Below are 20,555 nucleotides of genomic sequence, written 5' to 3' on the forward strand. Positions count from 1 at the left end.
AATAGCCAGTGATTACAACGTATGGTTGTAATGTATGATCAGATCTATTGCTATAGAGAGTTTTTACGACAGTGTACCCGGAATACCAGGTTTGCGGAGTGATTACACACGAAATATAGTATACAATTCCAGTAATTCCAAATTATATGGTACAAACGGTATCTATACACTCATGTATAAACGCCCATTATTTACGTAAGTTCTCCAGCATATCTTTTGTCATTCTTTCCAGATCGTATTCATGCTTCCAACCCCAGTCGTTACGGGCTACAGAATCATCGATGCTTTGCGGCCAGCTATCAGCGATGGATTGGCGATAGTCAGGTTCATAAGCCATGGTAAATTCAGGAATGTAATTTTTAATAGCGGCCCCAATTTCTTTTGGTGAGAAACTCATGGAAGATAAGTTATATGAAGTGCGGATAGATATGTTTGCCGCCGGCGCTTCCATTAGTTCGATGGTTGCTCTAATGGCATCGGGCATATACATCATGGGCAAGTAAGTATCTTCTTTCAAAAAACAGGTGTATTGCTTTTCTTCCAGTGCTTCGTGATATATTTCCACGGCATAATCGGTAGTGCCGCCACCGGGTGCCGATTTATAGGAGATCAACCCAGGATAGCGAAGGCTGCGTACATCAACCTGGTAACGCTGATAATAATAATTGCACCAGAACTCACCGGCGTATTTACTAATACCATACACGGTGGTAGGTTCAATAATGGTTTGTTGCGGGCAGTTTTGTTTAGGTGAGGTAGGACCAAATACCGCAATGCTGCTTGGCCAGTACACTTTGTAGATCTTTTCTTCGCGGGCAATATCCAATACGTTCAATAAACTCTGCATATTCAAATGCCAGGCGAGGTTGGGATTTTTTTCACCCGTGGCAGAAAGGATAGCTGCCAGCAGGTAGATTTGCGTAATGTTTTGCCTTATCACCTGTACGTGCAGCATTTCTTTGTTCATTACATCGAGGCTTACGTAGGGGCCGGTGCCTTTCAGCAGCTCGTTCTCTTCACGCAGGTCAGATGCAACCACATTATTGTTGCCATACATTTTGCGCAGGGCCAATGTTAATTCTACTCCAATTTGGCCCGAAGCGCCGATAACAAGTATTCTTTCTCTGATCATGTATTAACGAAGGTTAGTTTTTGTATTAGCCGCAAAAGAAACAACAAAACGCGAAATAGGCAAATTTGAGTAAGGGTGTTGATATCGATTGCGTTAACCGGGTACACTGTACGCAATAGGAGTAATGGAACCGGTTTCTTTAAGGTTTGCTTCGTGCCTTCTTATTAGCTTTATCGGATAAAATACAGACAAAACCCACACCAAACGCAGACCAAACCCAGACCAAGCCCAGGCAAATGCTGTGTTTTATGTGTATTTTATATGCATTAAGTATGTGATTTATATGTAATTGAGTACAGCAAGGGTATAAGAAATCCCAACGCAGGCAGCATTGGGAGTACAAGCACCCGGGCCTGCTGCCAATTTTCGCGAGGCCTTTCTATTAGCACATTAGCACATTGTCTAATTAGCACATTAGTTTTATACCTTTGCGCCATGAAAAAAATGCTTACTGATCTTTTTGCCGGACAGCAATACGACGCCTCGAACTTTTTTTTGATTGCTGGTCCCTGTGTAGTGGAAAGTGAAGAATTGTTGCTGGAAGTGGGAGACAAGGTATCCACTATTTGCCGCAACCTGGGCATTCCTTATATTTTTAAAGCCAGTTACCGTAAGGCAAACCGCACCAGCGCTTCTTCCTTTACCGGCCTTGGTGATGATACCGGGTTGCAGTTGTTACAAAAAACGGGCGCTAAATACAAAGTACCGGTTACTACCGATATTCATGCACACGACGAAGCTGCAATGGCTGCCCAATATGCCGATATTTTGCAAATACCCGCCTTCCTTTGCCGCCAAACCGATCTGCTTATTGCAGCAGCCGAAACCGGTAAGATAGTGAACGTAAAAAAAGGACAATTCGTAAGCGGACCTTCCATGAAGTTCGCAGTAGAAAAAATATTAAAGGCCGGTAATGAGAATATCATGCTCACCGAGCGTGGTAATACCTTCGGTTACCAGGACCTGGTGGTTGACTATCGCAATATTACCTGGATGAAAGAGCATGGTGTTCCCGTGGTTATGGATTGCACACATAGTTTGCAACAGCCAAACCAAACAACAGGCGTTACCGGCGGTAACCCACAATTGATTGGTACCATTGCCAGCGCTGCCATAGCTACCGGTGCCGATGGATTGTTTATAGAAACACACCCCAACCCTGCAGTGGCTAAAAGCGACGGCGCCAATATGCTAAGATTAGATTTACTCGAAGGGTTATTACAGAAGTTAGTGAAGATTCGTAAGGCAGTAGTTTAATGGCGAGTGGTAAATAGTAAATAGCTAGTGGGGTTCCTCTTTTGAGTTTCATTATTAATTAGAACCTCGCGTTAATGCAATAGAAAAAGCCCTTATAGCGAATTTCGCTATAAGGGCTTTTGTATTTGGAATTAGTGAAGCTAGAAAACAGTAGCGAGACTTAAAATTAGGTCCCACTAGCCACTTCCCACTTGCTACTAGCTATTTCTGCAACGTCACAGTTTCAACAGTTGTAACATTACCGGTAGTAACGTTAATGCCTGTTTTCTCCTGCGATTTGTAAGTTAGATCTTTAGGCCAGAATTGTACTTTATAAGTAGCTGGCGGAACACCTTTGATCAGGTAAGCGCCGGTTGCATCAGTAAAGGTGGTCATGGTATCGGTACCATTGATTGCATATACAGCAGTAAGTACTGAGCTGGGTGCAACCACACCTTTAATACTTCCACCAACTGCATTCAATACAGTGCGGATAACGGGTTTCAAAATGAACTTGCCACTGCCGCTGGTTACAACTGATCTGCCTGCATCGAAATCAAGCAAAATAGTGTACAGAATGCCACCGGTAACGTTTTGCTGAACATTCAGCTTTAAACCACTTTGCTCTGCGCTGGGCGTTTCAAGCTGATAAGTAACACCATTTGAAACAATAGAGTTGTTGGTACCCAATACCAGGCGGATCTGGTGCAGTTTGCCAGAAGGAATGTCGGCTTTGCACAACAGGGTGTCTTTGTCATTCACCAGGTCGAGCAGGTTGATAATGCCTTTTTGAACATTGGCTACTGACTGCCAGCCTTTGTCGTCATCGCCGGTTACATTGATCTGAACATCCTTAATGTCGATATAAACAGCTTCGTAAGCCGCCGGATCGTCTGTTAAACGGATTTCCAGTTTAGCCTTTTCGTCGGAATCTTTGTTTGAGCAGGAACTCAAAGAAACGGTAAACAGTGAACACACGAATAGGAACAGTAGAAATTTGGATTTCATAGAGTGAATAAAATTTATGTGTGCGCTAAACAACATAAATTATACCATACAAAAAAGTCTTATATGAAAAAAGCTCCCGAAGGGAGCCATAAAAGATTGTTTATCAAAGGAATTAAGATGTAAAAAAATATTTATTAACATTTTTCAACATCTAAAATTGGATTTAAAAACGGGGAGGTGAAATATTTTGTGTATCTGTAGTTATACGGAAAACTGTACCGGAGTTTTACTATCTGGTAACTAATATAGGCATAACCGTAGCCGCAAAAAGTAAACTTCGTGTTGTTACATCGAATTTAACATTTTGTTAGGAAGTAGGAGTAGGATGTAAGAAGTAGGAGGTAGGATGTAAGAAGTAGGAGAACTAATAAGAAGGTAAGCACCCTATAAAGTGCGAAGCAATGAGTTGCGAAGCTATGAGTCCTGAAGTATAGTTCTCTTCATACTTCATACTTCATACTTCGTACTTCTTATTTCGGCAACCTAATATCAGATTGTTTTCTTCTGAGCAAGCAACTGACTCGGTAGTATCCCAAACTCTTTTTTAAACGCAATAGTGAAGTTGCTAAGGTTACTATATCCCAGCTCCATTGCCACTTCTTTTACAGAGAATTTACCGGTAAGTAATTTGTCCTGCGCGGCATGCATGCGCGCTTTTTGAAAGTATTCATAAATAGGAAAGCTGTACATGGTTTTAAAATCCTTTTTCAGCTTCGATTCGCTAACGGCGGCAATTTTAGCGAGCTGCTGAATGGAGGGCGGAGTTTGCAGTACATTTCTGGTAAGCAAACGTTCAATATGCATTACCCGGGCAATGTCCTCATGTGTAAGCGGCAGCCGGTAGGCAGGGTTGCTCATTTTTTCGAACAGGCTGCTGAAGAACCGTTCTATCAACAGCATCATGCGGTTTTGCAATATGGTAAGCCGTAATGGATTGGTATCCTCAACATGGCCGATGGTCTTCATCCACCGGCGATAGCGCGCATCTAACGGTACTATATTTATGCTTTCGGCCTTTAATGAAATATAAGACGACAACACTTCCTCTACCCGTTCAATTTCAAAGTACTGGGCCAGCCATCGTTTACTGAAAACAATATGTAAGCCTTTGTAGGCGCAATCGGCTGTGCCTTCGTACGACCAGTTGTAAAGCGAACTGGTAAGGTAAGCCAGTGCCTTATTGGTATTCTTTCCCCTTATTTTTTCATCGGCAACCGAAATGGTAAGTGATTGCGGAATGGTGAGTTCATCGAAGCGTAAGGTATAGTACTCTTCATTCGATTTGTTGGTATGAATATGCCAGTCCTTATGGAAAGTGCAATCCATAATATAGGCATGCAGGCCATTGGGCACGTGAAGGTGCCGCAGACTGCCGGTAGCAATGGCTTCGGGAAAGAACAATTGATCGTTATGGACCGTTACCCTTAAGGTTGCGGCCATCTCGTGCACCAATTGCTCGAAATTGGTATCGGTATAATCAAATTCAAACACAGAGCCTATATTTAACATGCTCACAAAAAAAATTCATACCCGCCCTGTTCAATAGTGGCAGGTTATCTATCAGGAGGCAAAGGTTCTATTGATATTTCAGGGGGTTACGGCGTAATGACAGGATGTACCGTTTAATATTCATCCAAAACGCCAGAATGAAATAAATAATAAGCGGAGAACCCATAGTTAGAAAGGATACATATATAAACCAGGTACGAATGCGGGACGTGGCAATGCCAAGTCGTTCACCAATAGCGGAACATACGCCAAAAGCTTGCCATTCTATAAAATATCTGAACCGGTTCATGGCTCTAAATTAAAACATTAAACAAAAATCTGCAAGCATACAATTTCCTCCAATCCAATTTTAGGTAACTTTGGAACACTTTTTTTATACGTTTGATCACTTCTTAAACGAAAAATCATGGTTTTTGATCTGGACTTAATCAAAAAGGTTTACGCTGCAATGCCCGAGAAGGTCGCTGAGGCACGTAAACTGGTAGGACGGCCTCTCACATTAGCAGAAAAAATATTATATGCCCACCTGTTCGTTCCGGCAGAAAGAGCCTATGATCGTGGGGTTGATTATGTAGATTTTACCCCAGACCGTGTAGCAATGCAGGACGCAACAGCGCAAATGGCACTTTTGCAGTTCATGACCTGTGGCCGGGCTAAAGTGGCTGTACCTTCAACTGTGCATTGTGATCACCTTATTCAGGCTAAAACCGGAGCTAAGGAAGACCTTAAAACGGCAAACGAAGTAAATAAAGAAGTATACGAGTTCCTCGCCTCTATTTCCAATAAATATGGCATCGGTTTCTGGAAACCCGGCGCTGGTATCATTCACCAGGTTGTGCTGGAAAACTACGCATTCCCCGGCGGTATGATGATCGGTACCGATTCTCACACCCCCAATGCCGGCGGTTTGGGTATGATTGCCATTGGTGTAGGTGGCGCCGACGCGGTTGACGTGATGGCCGGTTTACCCTGGGAGCTTAAAATGCCCAAACTCATTGGGGTTAAATTAACCGGTAAAATGAGTGGTTGGACGGCAGCTAAAGACGTGATCCTTAAAGTGGCTGGTATTTTAACCGTAAAAGGTGGCACCGGTGCTATTGTTGAATATTTTGGCGAAGGCGCCGACAGCCTGAGCGCTACCGGTAAAGCTACCATTTGTAATATGGGTGCCGAAATTGGTGCAACCTGCTCACTGTTTGCATACGACGAAAAAATGGCCTCTTATCTCACTGCTACCGGTCGCGAAGATGTAGCTTACCTGGCTACACAGATCAAAGAACACCTGCGCCCCGACGAAGATGTGTACGCAGATCCGGCTAAATACTACGATCAGTTAATTGAGATCAACCTCAATGAACTGGAACCATATGTGAACGGTCCGTTCACTCCCGACCTGGCATGGCCTATTTCTAAATTTGCAGAAGCGGTTAAAGCTAACAACTGGCCCCAAAGACTGGAAGTTGCGCTTATAGGTTCTTGTACCAACTCTTCATACGAAGATATCAGCCGTTCTGCCTCGCTGGCAAAACAGGCTGTTGATAAAAATCTGAAAGCACGGTCTGAATTCACTATTACCCCCGGATCTGAAGTTGTACGTTACACCATTGAAAAAGATGGTTTCCTTGATACATTCGCCAGTATAGGTGGTGTGGTGCTGGCAAATGCCTGCGGACCCTGTATTGGTCAATGGGCCCGTCATATCGATGATCCTAACCGTAAGAACTCGATCATTACTTCGTTTAACCGCAACTTTGCAAAACGTAACGATGGTTTGGCGTCTACCCACGCATTTGTGGCCTCTCCTGAGATCGTAACAGCATTCGCTATTGCGGGTGACCTTACCTTCAACCCGTTAAAAGATAAATTAAAGAACGAAGACGGTAAAGAAGTAATGCTCGATGAGCCTACAGGTTATGAATTACCACCTAAAGGTTTTTCTGTAGAAGATGCCGGTTATGATGCACCTGCAGCCGATGGCAGCGGTGTGGTGGTAAAAGTATCGCCCGAATCGCAACGTTTGCAATTGTTAGAACCGTTTGCTGCCTGGGAAGGAACCGACCTGAAAGGTTTGAAACTTCTTATTAAAGCAAAAGGTAAATGTACTACTGACCATATCTCAATGGCGGGCCCATGGTTGAAATTCCGTGGCCACCTCGATAATATCAGTAACAACATGCTTATTGGTGCTGTAAACTTCTTTAACGAAGAAACCGATAAAGTTAAAAACCAGCTTACCAGCGAATATGGCCCGGTACCTGCTACACAACGTGCTTATAAAGCAGCAGGCATTGGCTCAATAGTAGTAGGTGATGAGAACTATGGTGAAGGGTCAAGCCGCGAGCACGCAGCTATGGAACCACGTCACCTGGGCGTTCGTGCAATTGTGGTAAGAAGCTTTGCCCGTATTCACGAAACCAACCTGAAAAAACAAGGTATGCTGGCATTGACGTTTGCTAATAAAGAAGATTACGATAAAATTCAGGAAGACGATAGCTTCGATATCGTTGGACTGGGATCTTTTGAGCCTGGCAAACCATTGAGTATGGTATTGAACCATAAAGATGGCAGCAAGGATACCATAACATTGAACCACACCTATAATAAACAACAAATTGAGTGGTTTAAAGCAGGTGGTGCATTGAATGTTATTCGTTCACAGTTTGCGAAAGGATAATCCTTAGAGGTTATCACTTATATATTATTAAGGGAGGTTCTTCTCAAAGAAGAGCTTCCCTTTTTTAGTTATAGGTTACAGGTTTCATGTTACAGGGATCCGGTTCGTAACTTATCACAACCCGCGGCCTCGCGAACGACTGTATTCCCTGCACCCTGCACCCTGCAACATGTAACCTGTAACAGTCCCTCTTTACATACTTCGTGTATAAACATACTAAATAGCCCAACTTCCACGCATAAGGGTTAGTGTTTAATCTTCCAAATACAAGCCTCCTTCCAATATTAGGATCTGTTAGGAACCACGACTTTTACATGAGTTATCCATTAGCCATTTATCATCAATCCAATGAAGAACCAGTTAATAATATTTGTGCTTGCCCTCGCCGGTGTGACCGTATTTGCAACTCGGTCGAATGCCCAAGTGAAAGCTTCTTTTTCAGCCAATAATGTATCAGGCTGTTCTCCCCTGGTAGTGCAGTTTAAAGATGAGTCAACCGGTAACCCCACCAGTTGGCGATGGGACCTTGGTAACGGTACCATCTCATTATTTCAAAACCCTTCTTCTGTTTATTTTGCCCCAGGTACCTATACTGTTAAGCAAGTGGTGAAAACTGCCAATGGCGCCGATTCTGTTATAAAGCAACAGTACATAACCGTATTTGATAACCCGGTGGCCGGTTTTGAAACATCTGATTCAGTGGGTTGCTTTCCCTTTCATGTAACTTTTACCGATAAAAGCTTTGTCAGCGATGGCGCTATCACAAGCTGGAGTTGGGATTTTGGTGATGGTAATACTTCTACAGAGAAAAGCCCTTCACATACGTATACTGGTACCGGTAACTATACCGTAACGTTAAAAGTTACCAGTGCCAACGGCTGCACCAAAAGCTTTAGTAAACCACAACATATTAAAATAGCATCGGGTGTACTGGCCGGCTTTGATTTTACACCCGTACAAAACAGTTGTAATGCACCGCTCGATATTGATTTTAATAATAAGTCGGTAGAATCGGGTGCTGTGAGTTATACATGGGATTTTGGCGACGGACAAACATCTACCGATAAAAATCCGCGTCATAAATATATGTCGAATGGCGCTTATACCGTAACGCTTATTGCTATTACCAATAGCGGTTGTGCCGATACCGTTATAAAAAAGAATTTAATTGTATTGGGCAATACGCAAACCCAGTTCACTATGCCGGGCAGCATATGTGCCAATGAACCGTTTTATCCTGTTAACACTTCTTCACCTGTGCCGGGCGGTGTACGTTGGGATTTTGGCGATGGTAATAATTCAACCGAAGCCAGTCCGCAAAAGAGTTATCCCAGTGCCGGAACCTATACTGTAAAGTTGGTCAATTACTTTGCAGCCTGTCCCGATTCCATAAGCAAAACAATCACTGTATTGCCACGGCTGGCTACTTCATTCACCAGTGATAAAACGTATGCATGTAGCATTCCTGCAACTTTTCAATTTAACAATACAACAAGTGGCAGTGTAAGCCAGCGTTGGGATTTTGGCGATGGCGCTACCAGCACCGATGCCAATCCAAAACATATATACAAAGCGTTTGGTAACTATACTGTACAGCTGATACTAACAGGTAGCAATGGTTGTTCGGATACGCTCATTAAACAAAATGTAATTCAGGTGGCCCGTCCGCAGGTACAGATCAATAACCTGCCGGTAAAAGGTTGTTTGCCCTTTACCGTGCCTTTTAGCCCTTTGGTAAATGTTGCTGATAATATAGTTTCTTATCATTGGGATTTTGGTGATGGTACAACTTCCACGCAACAGTCGCCTGTAAAGACCTATACAACTGAAGGAAGTTATACGGTGAAGCTGGTTATTACTACTGCCAGTGGTTGTACCGATAGCGCCGTAGTGCCTAATGGGGTAGAAACAGCGCCGCGTCCAAAGGCCGAATTTTATGCAACACAACGCGATGTATGCCGCAGCCAGGGAATTCAGTTTGTAAATCAAAGTACCCCGGCTGGTGATCAGTGGTTATGGCAATTTGGCGATGGCGGTTATTCAACACTCGTTGATCCCATTTATCAATACAGCGATACCGGTTACTATCATGTAAAGCTTATTGTATCGAATAAAGGCTGTTCTGATACAGCTTACAAACCTGGTTATATTCATATTAACCCACCAGTGGCCCGTTTTATAACCAATATGGATTGTGCCGATAAATATCAGCGCTCCTTTACTGATAACTCAATTGCTGCACAAACCTGGCAATGGGACCTGGGCGATGGTACTACAAGCACCGGCAAAAATGTTGTTCATCGTTATACCAATAAGGGCACTTACAAGGTGCGGCTCATTGTCACCAACAGCGGTTGTATAGATAGCATGTGGCAACAGGTTATTGTTGCCGATGAGCATCCTGATTTTACTGCCGATAAAAAAGAATTATGTGCAAGAGATGAAGTTGTTTTCACTGCCAGTAACTATAACCCCGCCAACATCATTAATATGGTATGGCAGTTTGGTGATGGTACAACCGAAACCGGCAGCAAGGCTACCCATAGTTACAGCCGCTCGGGCAATTATAAAGTAGTGCTGGTGTTTACCGATATCAATAGTTGCGTTGACTCTGTGGTAAAACAACAATATATTCGCGTGAATGGACCAGCTGCTGCCTTTGAAGCAGTAAACCAAAAGATCTGTATAGATAATACAGCCTCGTTCCGCGACCTGAGTACCACTGATGGTACACACCCCATTGTACAATATACATGGGTGTATGGCGATGGAAAAGAAGAAACGGTTCAGGGGGCGCCTTTTATTCATAAATACGATAACGGCGGTTCTTATAATGTTTCTTTAAGAATAACCGATAGCAAGGGCTGTACCGATAACTTTACGGGCAACGGCGCTATCAGTATTTCAAACCCCAAAGCTTCTTTTTCTACTGCCGATACCAGCTCATGCCCCGGCAAACCAATAAATTTCAACAATACCTCAACGGGCGAAAACCTGCAATACAGCTGGAGCTTTGGTGATGGCAGTACAGGTGATCAACAAAATCCTGTGCATCATTACACGCACGATGGTGCCTATACAATTAACCTGTTGATCGCAGATCCTATTGGCTGCCGTGATAGCCTTAAACGCACTGACTATATAAAGATCGTAACGCCAATAGCAGGTTTCAAAATGTCAGATTCAATTGGAAACTGTCCGCCGCTAGAAGTGAAGTTTACCAGCGAAGCAAAGAACTATGTATCACTTAGCTGGGACTTTGGCGATGGTTCTACTTCAACCCTCGAAAACCCTGTTCACTTTTATAACATCCCGGGTGAATATATGGCAACTCAAACCGTAGTGGCCCCCGGTGGTTGTATTGCTACCATGTGGAAAAAAGTGATTGTAAAAGGCCCTACAGGTACGTTTACTTATACGCCAACAACAGGTTGTATGCCGCTGAAAGTTGAGTTCGCCGGTTCTGGTAATAACATTCAATCATACATCTGGGATTATAACGATGGTAACACCAGTGCCTCAACCGTTGCTACCTCATCATACACATATGAGCTGGCCGGCAAGTTTGTGCCCCGCATGATATTGATAGACAGTGATGGTTGCCAGGTACCCGTTGTAGGAAAAGATACCATCAATGTAATTGGCGTTACCGCAAATGAAAATATGGATACTTATCGCCTTTGTAACGGCGGTTTTATTCAGTTCACTGATAGATCGGTAGCTAATGATTATATAACCGGTCACCAGTGGGATTTTGGCGATGGAACTTTTAGCACCCTTGCCAATCCAAAACATCAATACGGTACCGCTGCGGCTATTTATACCATTAAGCATAGTGTAACAACCGCCAATGGTTGTAAAGATGTTGCCACCCTTACAGATACCATTAAAGTATACCAAACGCCCAAAATTTCTATTACCGGCGATAAAGAAGCTTGTATGCCCGGCGGATTGCATTTCAATGCTGTTGTTACCGGTGATGCCGCCCAGCTTAAAAAACACTGGAGCTTTGGTAACGGGCAATCGGCTAACGATGTAAATACTGTTACCCATACATACAATGCGGCTGGTAACTACCAGGTGCAACTGCAAACCGTTTATCAGGATTATTGCTACGATACGGCCCGTCAAACTGTAAACATCTGGCCTTTACCAAACACCAATGCCGGCAGCGATGCGGTGGTATGTCTTGGCTCGCCAATGATGTTAAAACCTTCTGGTGCTGTGCAGTATACCTGGCAAAGTGCACCCGATATTTCATGTACACAATGCGCTACGCCAATGATAAACCCGGCTGATAATACAATTTATGTAGTAACGGGTGTGTCGGAAAAAGGATGTGTAAAGAACGATACCATCAATGTACGGGTACGTAAATCCTTTAACGTACAGGTTCAGCCTGGCGATACGCTTTGCGCAGGCGGGCAAATGAAACTGAATGTTGCCGGCGCCGATCAATATCAATGGACGCCATCGATCGGTTTGGACAATGCATACAGTGCTTCACCCAAAGCCTCACCCAATACTACAACCGTATATACTGTAATAGGAAAGGATAATGATAATTGTTTTACCGATACCGGCCATGTAACCGTAAAGGTTTACCCTATACCCACCATCTTTGCCGGTAACGATACTACAGTAAATACCGGTAACACGGTACAGTTATCGCCCACCTGGTCAAAGGATGTTACATCATTCAACTGGGCGCCATCGGGCGGACTGAGCTGTACAAACTGCTCATCGCCAATGGCCGATGTAAAGGGAAGCGCAACCTATAAGGTTACTGCAACCAACCCCGGCGGCTGTGTGGCCTCAGATGAAATTACTATTAACTCGGTTTGTAATGGCGATAACTGGTTTATTCCGAATACTTTTTCACCCAATGGCGATGGTATGAACGATGTATTTTATGTGCGGGGTAAGGGTTTGCACACCATTCATTCATTACGGGTATTTAACCGTTGGGGGCAGCTGGTGTTTGAAAAAAGGAATTTTATGGCCAATGATCAAACCGCAGGCTGGGATGGAAAGATAAATGGCAAGGTAGCCGATATGGATGTTTATGTATATATCGTAGATATAATCTGTGATAATTCGAATATAGTTCCCTATAAAGGCAATGTGGCCCTGGTACGTTAGTTAAATTTGGGTACCATTAATCAATCCAATATCATGAAGAACCTATTAAGAAAAGCCGTAACCGCCTTTGCATTGGCGGCCTCAATGTCAACACAGGCCCAGGACCTGCACTTCTCGCAGTTTTTTGAAGCGCCTTTATTACGCAACCCGTCACTGGCAGGTATTTTTACCGGCGACATTCGTGTACAGGGTGTTTACCGCGATCAGTGGAACAGTGTTACTAAAGCTTATCGTACCGGTTCATTGAATGCTGAATATAAAATGCCTGTTGGCAACACCAATGATTTTATAACAGCAGGTATACAAACATTATTTGATAAAGCGGGCACAGTTGGGTTAACAACTACGCAGGTGTTACCGGCGTTGAATTATCATAAATCATTAAGCAATGATAAAGTAGAATTTTTATCGCTTGGCTTTATGGGCGGGTTAATACATAAAAGCATCGATGTAACCAAAATGACCACCAATAACCAATACCAGGGCGGTTATTCATCAACTGCTTCAACCGGTGAAACATTTGCTATGCCGAATTTTAATGACTGGGATGCTTCGGTGGGCATGAGCTATAATACAACGTTTGGCATGGATGGAATGAACAGCCTGTTTATTGGCGCTGCATTACACCACCTTACTAAACCAAAGAATTCATTTTACCGCGATGCTACTACCGAGTTAAATAAGAAGATGGTTTTTTCAGCAGGTGTAAAATGGCGGGTGAACGATTATTCTTATTTCACCTTGCAGGCCGATCACTCAAAACAGGGTAATGTAAAAGAGACCATAGCAGGTGGATTGTATTCACTGAATACGGGCAGCTTTGTTGATGATGCACCTTACGTGTTGCACTTTGGTGGATTTTATCGTTTGAACGATGCATTCATTCCGGTAGTAAAAATTGATATGCGATCTATATCACTGGCGCTAAGTTACGATGTAAACGTTTCACAGCTAAAAACTGCCAGCCAGGGTAGGGGTGGCTTTGAATTGTCATTGTCATATATCGGATTTTTTGATCGTAACGATGCCTCGCGCGACCAGGTGATGTGCCCGAGATTTTAGCAATCGTAAAACGTGAAACGTGAAACGGCAAACGAACGCTCAATTTCGAGGCTCGCGTTTTGTCGATGATCAGCTTGAATTTCGGGTGGTACAAGATTGTGAGCGAAGCTGGGAAATTAGCGAACCCTTTCACGTTTCACGTCTGCCGTTTCACGATTTCAAGAGGCCATTCACCATTGACGATTGACCATTCACCATTGTGGTAATCATCGATTGTGTTAAGTGCTGTACATTACATTTTTCGAATGTAAGGCACTATTAAATAACAAACACACATCGAATGACCCGAATTGCTTTAAACACGTTGTTCCTGCTTGCTTTTGCTTTAAACGTATTTTCACAAAACCAGGCAAAGAAGCCTGCCAATAAACAATCACTGGCCGTTATAGCCTATTATGCCGGACAAGCGGCACAGGTTGATAGCTTTGCTGCTGAAAAACTAACCCATATTATTTTCAGCTTTTGCCATTTAAAAGGAAATAAACTGGCTATCGACAATGCCCGCGATACCGCTACCATTCAACAGCTGGTAGGTTTAAAGAAAAGAAATCCCGATCTAAAAGTGCAGTTATCGCTTGGTGGCTGGACGGGCTGCGAAACCTGCTCCGATGTATTTTCTACTGAGGCTGGCCGCTCGGAGTTTGCCCAATCGGTTAAAGAACTTCTCGATTATACCAATACCGATGGGCTCGATCTTGATTGGGAATATCCTGCCATTCAGGGCCCGCCCGATCATAAATTCACTCCCGAAGACAAGCCTAATTTTACGAAGTTATTAGTGCAGCTGCGCAAAGCTATAGGCCCAAAGAAGGAGATCAGTTTTGCGGCCGGCGGTTTTACCACTTTCCTTGAACAATCTATAGAATGGAAAAAAGTAATGCCCCTGATCGATCGCGTAAATTTAATGACCTACGATCTGGTGCATGGTTATAGTAAAGTTACCGGTCATCATACCCCCATATATTCTACTCCGCAACAAAGAGAATCGGCCGACAATGCTATCCGCTTCTTTGATTCAATAGGCATTCACCATAACAAACTGGTGATAGGTGCCGCTTTTTATGCACGCATTTTTGAGAACGTCGATAGCGTAAATAACGGCTTGTACCGCCCGGGCAATTTCAAACGGGGAGTGCCATTCAAAGGATATCCCAATGTACTTTCAAAAGACAGTGGTTTTGTATATCATTGGGACCCGGTTGCCAAAGCGCCCTGGATGTATAATGCCCAGCAAAAGCTGTTTGTGACTTATGATGATACTACCTCTATGCGGCTTAAAACTGCCTATGCTAAAGAGAAAAAGCTCAATGGTATTATGTTTTGGCAGCTTGGCGAGGATACTTTTTCTGGAGGGTTACTGGATGTTATATACGATGAAAAAGTAAAGAAGACAAAGTAATGAGAAATGAAAAATGAAATACGGGTCGGGTTTATGTGCCCGGAACCTGGCAATTGGTAACCGGTAACCTGTAACCTGCAACGGCTACTTAAGATCCGGGGGATTCAACCAGCTGTACGTCCTCCTAACTCTATCACCTCACAATCCTTCATATTACTTCCATCAATAACAAAGCGGATCAGGGTGCGCACTTTGTGCCACCCCTGATTGCCTGCTGCGCCGGGGTTCATATGCAGGCATTGCAGCTTATCATCGAACATTACTTTTAAAATGTGTGAGTGCCCGCAGATAAACAGCTGGGGTGGGTTGGCTGTAAGTTCTTTCTTTACTACCGCATTGTATTTGGGCGGATAACCGCCAATGTGTGTCATATAAACCTGAACACCCTCACAGTTCCAGCGAAGGTTTTCGGGGTACACACTTCGGATATCCTGCCCGTCGATATTGCCATAAACGCCCTTTAATGGTTTAAAGGCGGCCAGTTTATTGGCAAGGGCTATATTTCCGAAATCACCGGCATGCCATATTTCATCACAGTTTTCAAAATGTTTGAATACTGCGTCATCGAGGAAACCGTGTGTGTCGGAAATTAGCCCGATACGTGTCATACGAAGAGTATTGTTATTATGGTCGATTCATGAGTAACCATGAAGTTTCACCTTCAGCCAGTTTCTTTATGGTATCAAGCGTTTCGTTCCAGTTTCTTTCTGCATGCGCATACAACATTTGTGAAGCAAAATTGCTTTGTGTCAATTGCAGCAAAAGGCCATTATCCTGTGGTACTATATTGAATGTGATATCTGAATAGTTCTCAGGAACATCTTCTGTGGCCGAAAATACACTCCAGTAATTATAGGAGAGCTTTTGGTTTGGCTCAAAATGCAACAGGGTACCCTTGTCTTTCACTTCTTTATCCTTATACACAAATGTAAATGCGATCTCACTGTCTACCTGCCAGTTGGTGATCATTTCCACACCCAACCATTGAACAATGTATTGGTTGTCGGTCAATACGGCCCATACTTTATCCGGGGTAGTGTCAATATGTCTTTCTTTGGTAAGGATTAAGTTCTTTTTCATCTGTAGTTTTTTATTATTTATTGCCTGGAGGTTCTAAAAACGGGCTGCAAGATAAGACGCATGTACAAATGGCGATTGGTAAAACGCCATAAAATTTCAACATTTAGGTTCTCTTTGCCGATTTCTGCCTATTTGTTAACTTTATCTGTCATTTGCTTTTATGTTTTGCCTAGTAGCGAGAACGCCATTTGTCGGGCGCTTTAAAGTTCAAGCATTATCACATTAGCAAATTAGCACATTATCACATTAGCTGTTGCCATGCCATTCTTTCGCAATTTCACATATTGGATAGATAAGCGGAGCTGGAAATATGTATTTCTGCTCAAGACCCTTGAATTGTCTCTGTAATTCCTTCCGTTATTTCTACATTTTAACTGCTTTTGTGTTTTGCATAGTAGGGAGAACGCCATTTGTCGGGCGCTTCAAAGCTTAAGCATTATCACATTAGCAAATTATCTCATTATCAAATTAACCTTGCTATGCCTTACTATTATAGATTAGGTAACATACCACATAAACGGCACACCCAGTTTCGCAAACCCGATGGGTCGTTGTATGCAGAACAATTGTTCTCAACCGAAGGGTTTTCGAACGATTACTCATTATTATATCATGCGCATCCGCCAACTGATATTATAAAAACAGAACCTTCGTACGATGTATCGCCCAAAGTGGCCGAAGAGAAGATGCTCAAACATCGTAGTTTGGAAGGGTTTAAAATAAAACCGGCTATTGATTATTTGCAAAGCCGTACACCAGTGCTGGTGAATAACGATTGCCATATCGTACTGGCTGCACCACAGGCAGGAATGCACGATTATTATTTCAAAAATGCCGATGCCGACGAAATGATCTTTGTACATGAGGGTGAGGGCGTGTTACGCACCATGTATGGTGAGCTGCCATTTGCCTATGGCGATTACCTGGTTATACCGCGCGGTACCATTTACCAAATAGAATTTAGAAATAAGGATAACCGGTTGTTCATTGTTGAATCGTTCAGTCCCATTCGCTTTCCCAAAAAGTATTTAAGCAAATACGGGCAACTGCTCGAGCATTCGCCTTATTGTGAGCGCGACATCAGGCCGCCGCAAAACCTGCCTACATTCGATTCAAAAGGCGATTTCCTCATTCGCACAAAAAAGCGTGGCATGATGTACAATTTGCACTACGGTCATCATCCTTTTGATGTGATAGGGTGGGATGGTTATTGTTATCCATTCGCTTTTAGTATTCATGATTTTGAACCTATCACCGGCCGGGTGCATCAGCCACCGCCAGTGCATCAAACATTTGAAGCTAATAATTTTGTGGTGTGTTCATTCTGCCCCCGCTTGTTCGATTATCATCCGCAATCGGTACCGGCGCCCTATAATCATAGTAATATAGATAGTGATGAAGTGTTGTATTATGTAGATGGTGATTTTATGAGCCGTAAAGCAGTAACCCGCGGAATGATCACCCTGCATCCTGCAGGTATTCCGCATGGGCCGCACCCCGGTGCAGTAGAAAAAAGTATTGGCGCAAAGGAAACTAAGGAGCTGGCCGTAATGGTAGATACCTTTCATCCATTACAGTTAACAAAAGAAGCGTTGGAAATTGAGAATGCTGGTTATACAATGAGTTGGGCGGAATAGCTGGAATGTTTTAAAACAATAAGATCCCGCACCATGTGCGGGATCTTGTTGTTTTATGTGGTTTCGTTAATTGCGTCTTAACTTCAGGAATGGTGGTAGAACGTAACCCATTCCTATGCCTTTTACCTGAATGGCCAGTGTTATCTTCTTATCAGGAATTGAACTTGCCAGGTTGTTTGTATGAACTTCCTTTGATTCAGTCCTATTGTTCGTAGATGCTGAAAGCGTTGAATTGGCGATCTCTACATTATCGGTTACATTGAAAAGCCGAACATACACAGTGTCAGTAAGCGCATCAGTCAGCAAAGACGCGTTTAGCGTTATAGAATCCATTTTAGGATAATCCTTTTTATCGAAATCGATAAAATGAGTAGCGGAAGGCAGCGTTACAAAATTGGGGTTATCGGTCCATCTGGCTCCCGAATACTGAAATTGTAATCTAACTTCATAGATCGGCTCTACGATCGTTTTAGTACAAGAACAAAAAAGAATGGTAGCCAGAGATGCGAAATAAAATTTCTTCATAAAAATTAATGTGATAAAGATTGTTTTGGTTAAACAGGCGTAAATATAGCATCGATAAGAGCAATTTGCAATACACTGTCGCTCAATTTATTTCACAATAGGTTACTTTTTATTTGTACTCCCGTCTATTATTTTTCAGGAAAAACTTGCAGGTATCAATTTTTCAATATTACCTTTGTGTTTAACCAAATGGTTAAACTACATGGCTAAAGAGGTAAAAGACGACAAAAGCGCAGAGCAAAAGATACTGGATGCTGCCAAGCAGATCTTTATGGAAAATGGGCTCGATGGCGCCCGCATGCAGGATATTGCCGATAAAGCAGGTATCAATAAAGCCTTGTTACACTATTATTTCCGCAGCAAAGACAAGCTGTTTGAACGCATATTTATAGAGGAGGCGCAAAAGTTCATGCCCAAGGTAACGCACATTATGTTGTCGGATCTTACGCTGTTTGAAAAGATAGAAAAGTTTGTAGGTGAATACATCGATACACTTATACAGAATCCAATGCTGGCCAATTTCATTTTAAATGAAGTACACCGCAACCCTAAAGAATTGATGACAAAGATCTGGGGCAATCAGCGGCCGCCGGTTGACAAAGTAGAGGAACATGTAGCAAAACTGGTAAAGAAAGGTGAAATAAGGCCTATTAAAGGCTATGAATTAATGGTGAATATGGTTTCCCTGTGCATATTTCCTTTCCTGGCAAAACCAATGGTGCAATGGGTTACAAAGACCAATGATGCAGAGTTTATGAAGATGATGCAACAGCGTAAAAAGACCGTGGTACAATTTGTAATAGACTCAATAAAGAAATAAAAATTTTTATCATGCTATTAACTAAATGGTTAAACCTTATGATTAAATTTTGCTTGCCTATAGCGGTGTTGCTATTTGCTGTTGGCGCACACGCGCAGAACGACAAGCTTACCCTGCAACAGGCGTATGACCTGGCCCGGCAGCATTACCCGGTTATAAGGCAAAAAGACCTGGTACGCCAAACAGCCAACTTAACCATTGAGAACCTGGGTAAGGGGTATCTTCCTCAATTGAATATCAGCGGTCAGGCTACCTATCAGTCAGATGTAACCAGTGTGCCGGTTAGTATTCCGGGCATCAAGATAGATCCACCCGGTAAAGATCAATACAAGATCCAGGCCGAGCTAACGCAGCTGGTATATGACGGCGGTAGTACAAGCGCGCAAAAGAATGTGCAGAATGCCAATGCACAGGTGGAAGAACAGAAAGCCGAAGTGGAACTGTATAAAGTGAAAGAGCGTATTAACCAGGTATATTTAGGTATTTTACTGGTTGATGCACAATTGGAGCAGGTAAGCTATGTGAAAAAAGATATAGAAATAGGTATTAAACGTGTAGAAGCGATGGTGAAGAACGGAACGGCTTTTCGTTCGAACCAGTTAACGCTGGAAGCTGAATTAATGAAGAACGACCAGCGGGTAATTGAACTCAATGCCAATCGCAAAGGTTTGGTTGATGTGTTAGGCCTGTTCATTAACCGCGATTTACCTGCCGATGTAAAACTGGAACAACCCACCATTCCCATGACGCTTGTAAAGGAATCGGTTGCCCGACCCGAGTTGAAGTATTACAGCTACCAGAACGAGTTATTCAAAGTACAGAATCAAATGATCAGCGTAAAGAACCGGCCTAAAGTGAACTTGTTTGTGCAGGGTGGTTATGGACGTCCGGGCTTGAATATGTTGAACAATGAATTCGATCTGTTTTATATAGCCGGTGCAAGGCTGAACTGGGGACTTGGAAATTTATATACTACCAAAAAGGAACGTGAGATCCTGCAGGTTAATCAACGCATGGTTGATGTGCAGAAAGACCTGTTCATACTCAATACAAATACCTCGCTTAAACAACAGGAAGCGGAAGTGAGTAAGCTATCACAATTGATACAAAGTGACGAACAGATCATTGGTGTACGCGGCCAGGTAAAAGAAGCGGCGCTGGCGCAACTTACCAATGGGGTTATTACCACCAACGACTACCTGAAAGAAGTAAATGCCGAAGACCAGGCCAAACAGTCACTGCTTACCCATCAGGTACAGCTGTTACAGGCACAGATCAATTACCGCACTATCTCCGGTAATCAATAATTACAGTTATTCTTCTATTAAATA

15 protein-coding genes are annotated in these 20,555 nt (G+C 43.0%); 8 read left to right on the top strand and 7 right to left on the bottom strand.

Annotated features, from left to right (window positions below):
- Positions 1–187: 187 nt before the first annotated feature.
- Positions 188–1,132: an NAD-dependent epimerase/dehydratase family protein gene (locus GGD38_RS27915; RefSeq protein ID WP_375302968.1), complete on the bottom strand. Its 945-nt coding sequence runs from the start codon at positions 1,130–1,132 to the stop codon at positions 188–190.
- A 435-nt stretch (positions 1,133–1,567) separates the two neighbouring features.
- Between GGD38_RS27915 and kdsA the strand changes: the two genes are divergently transcribed.
- The gene (gene kdsA, locus GGD38_RS27920) at positions 1,568–2,389 is read left to right on the top strand and encodes a 3-deoxy-8-phosphooctulonate synthase (protein WP_375302967.1); all 822 of its coding nucleotides are present in this window, start codon (positions 1,568–1,570) and stop codon (positions 2,387–2,389) included.
- Between the two features lie 201 nt (positions 2,390–2,590).
- On the opposite strand, the gene GGD38_RS27925 is transcribed toward kdsA, so the two are convergent.
- The 3 genes from GGD38_RS27925 to GGD38_RS27935 form a co-directional block, all read right to left on the bottom strand.
- Positions 2,591–3,376, bottom strand: coding sequence for a DUF4382 domain-containing protein (locus GGD38_RS27925; RefSeq protein WP_375302966.1), 786 nt, complete (start codon positions 3,374–3,376; stop codon positions 2,591–2,593).
- Between the two features lie 489 nt (positions 3,377–3,865).
- Entirely contained in the window at positions 3,866–4,885 is a 1,020-nt protein-coding gene (locus GGD38_RS27930; protein ID WP_375303747.1) for a helix-turn-helix domain-containing protein, read from the bottom strand.
- A gap of 67 nt (positions 4,886–4,952) precedes the next feature.
- Entirely contained in the window at positions 4,953–5,174 is a 222-nt protein-coding gene (locus tag GGD38_RS27935; protein ID WP_081170161.1) for a PspC domain-containing protein, read from the bottom strand.
- A gap of 159 nt (positions 5,175–5,333) precedes the next feature.
- Here GGD38_RS27935 and GGD38_RS27940 point away from each other — a divergent pair, with 159 nt between their 5' ends.
- The 4 genes from GGD38_RS27940 to GGD38_RS27955 all read left to right on the top strand — a co-directional run bounded on the left by GGD38_RS27940 (position 5,334) and on the right by GGD38_RS27955 (position 15,162).
- Positions 5,334–7,559 carry an aconitate hydratase gene (locus GGD38_RS27940; RefSeq protein WP_375302965.1) on the top strand — a complete coding sequence of 742 codons (2,226 nt, stop codon included), beginning with the start codon at positions 5,334–5,336 and terminating at the stop codon, positions 7,557–7,559.
- 348 nt (positions 7,560–7,907) lie between these two features.
- Positions 7,908–12,701 (top strand): PKD domain-containing protein, encoded by a 4,794-nt coding sequence (locus GGD38_RS27945; protein WP_375302964.1) that lies wholly within the window; start codon positions 7,908–7,910, stop codon positions 12,699–12,701.
- Between the two features lie 33 nt (positions 12,702–12,734).
- Positions 12,735–13,763: a PorP/SprF family type IX secretion system membrane protein gene (locus tag GGD38_RS27950; protein ID WP_375302963.1), complete on the top strand. Its 1,029-nt coding sequence runs from the start codon at positions 12,735–12,737 to the stop codon at positions 13,761–13,763.
- A gap of 280 nt (positions 13,764–14,043) precedes the next feature.
- Positions 14,044–15,162, top strand: coding sequence for a glycoside hydrolase family 18 protein (locus GGD38_RS27955; RefSeq protein WP_375302962.1), 1,119 nt, complete (start codon positions 14,044–14,046; stop codon positions 15,160–15,162).
- Between the two features lie 104 nt (positions 15,163–15,266).
- Here the strand turns inward: GGD38_RS27955 and GGD38_RS27960 are convergent, their stop codons facing one another.
- Together GGD38_RS27960 and GGD38_RS27965 are read right to left on the bottom strand one after the other, a co-directional pair.
- Entirely contained in the window at positions 15,267–15,770 is a 504-nt protein-coding gene (locus GGD38_RS27960; RefSeq protein WP_375302961.1) for a metallophosphoesterase family protein, read from the bottom strand.
- 16 nt (positions 15,771–15,786) lie between these two features.
- Positions 15,787–16,242 (bottom strand): SRPBCC domain-containing protein, encoded by a 456-nt coding sequence (locus GGD38_RS27965; protein WP_375302960.1) that lies wholly within the window; start codon positions 16,240–16,242, stop codon positions 15,787–15,789.
- Between the two features lie 479 nt (positions 16,243–16,721).
- Between GGD38_RS27965 and GGD38_RS27970 the strand changes: the two genes are divergently transcribed.
- Complete coding sequence (locus GGD38_RS27970; protein ID WP_375302959.1) at positions 16,722–17,879, top strand: homogentisate 1,2-dioxygenase; 1,158 nt, start codon at positions 16,722–16,724, stop codon at positions 17,877–17,879.
- A gap of 66 nt (positions 17,880–17,945) precedes the next feature.
- Here the strand turns inward: GGD38_RS27970 and GGD38_RS27975 are convergent, their stop codons facing one another.
- Positions 17,946–18,404: a hypothetical protein gene (locus tag GGD38_RS27975; protein ID WP_375302958.1), complete on the bottom strand. Its 459-nt coding sequence runs from the start codon at positions 18,402–18,404 to the stop codon at positions 17,946–17,948.
- Positions 18,405–18,606: 202 nt separating this feature from the next.
- Between GGD38_RS27975 and GGD38_RS27980 the strand changes: the two genes are divergently transcribed.
- Positions 18,607–19,224 (top strand): TetR/AcrR family transcriptional regulator, encoded by a 618-nt coding sequence (locus tag GGD38_RS27980; protein WP_375302957.1) that lies wholly within the window; start codon positions 18,607–18,609, stop codon positions 19,222–19,224.
- A 38-nt stretch (positions 19,225–19,262) separates the two neighbouring features.
- A complete protein-coding gene (locus GGD38_RS27985; RefSeq protein WP_375302956.1) occupies positions 19,263–20,531 on the top strand; it encodes a TolC family protein in 1,269 nt (422 codons plus the stop codon).
- The last annotated feature ends 24 nt before the right edge of the window (positions 20,532–20,555 follow it).

Source organism: Niastella sp. OAS944 (genome assembly GCA_024809215.1).
Lineage (GTDB): Bacteria > Bacteroidota > Bacteroidia > Chitinophagales > Chitinophagaceae > Niastella.

What these genes read in the sequence shown, in the direction of transcription:
- GGD38_RS27915 (WP_375302968.1), bottom strand. Translation starts at nt 1,132, where the DNA reads ATGATCAGAGAAAGAATACTTGTTATCGGCGCTTCGGGCCAAATTGGA.
- kdsA (WP_375302967.1), top strand. Translation starts at nt 1,568, where the DNA reads ATGAAAAAAATGCTTACTGATCTTTTTGCCGGACAGCAATACGACGCC.
- GGD38_RS27925 (WP_375302966.1), bottom strand. Translation starts at nt 3,376, where the DNA reads ATGAAATCCAAATTTCTACTGTTCCTATTCGTGTGTTCACTGTTTACC.
- GGD38_RS27930 (WP_375303747.1), bottom strand. Translation starts at nt 4,885, where the DNA reads ATGTTAAATATAGGCTCTGTGTTTGAATTTGATTATACCGATACCAAT.
- GGD38_RS27935 (WP_081170161.1), bottom strand. Translation starts at nt 5,174, where the DNA reads ATGAACCGGTTCAGATATTTTATAGAATGGCAAGCTTTTGGCGTATGT.
- GGD38_RS27940 (WP_375302965.1), top strand. Translation starts at nt 5,334, where the DNA reads ATGCCCGAGAAGGTCGCTGAGGCACGTAAACTGGTAGGACGGCCTCTC.
- GGD38_RS27945 (WP_375302964.1), top strand. Translation starts at nt 7,908, where the DNA reads ATGAAGAACCAGTTAATAATATTTGTGCTTGCCCTCGCCGGTGTGACC.
- GGD38_RS27950 (WP_375302963.1), top strand. Translation starts at nt 12,735, where the DNA reads ATGAAGAACCTATTAAGAAAAGCCGTAACCGCCTTTGCATTGGCGGCC.
- GGD38_RS27955 (WP_375302962.1), top strand. Translation starts at nt 14,044, where the DNA reads ATGACCCGAATTGCTTTAAACACGTTGTTCCTGCTTGCTTTTGCTTTA.
- GGD38_RS27960 (WP_375302961.1), bottom strand. Translation starts at nt 15,770, where the DNA reads ATGACACGTATCGGGCTAATTTCCGACACACACGGTTTCCTCGATGAC.
- GGD38_RS27965 (WP_375302960.1), bottom strand. Translation starts at nt 16,242, where the DNA reads ATGAAAAAGAACTTAATCCTTACCAAAGAAAGACATATTGACACTACC.
- GGD38_RS27970 (WP_375302959.1), top strand. Translation starts at nt 16,722, where the DNA reads ATGCCTTACTATTATAGATTAGGTAACATACCACATAAACGGCACACC.
- GGD38_RS27975 (WP_375302958.1), bottom strand. Translation starts at nt 18,404, where the DNA reads ATGAAGAAATTTTATTTCGCATCTCTGGCTACCATTCTTTTTTGTTCT.
- GGD38_RS27980 (WP_375302957.1), top strand. Translation starts at nt 18,607, where the DNA reads ATGGCTAAAGAGGTAAAAGACGACAAAAGCGCAGAGCAAAAGATACTG.
- GGD38_RS27985 (WP_375302956.1), top strand. Translation starts at nt 19,263, where the DNA reads ATGATTAAATTTTGCTTGCCTATAGCGGTGTTGCTATTTGCTGTTGGC.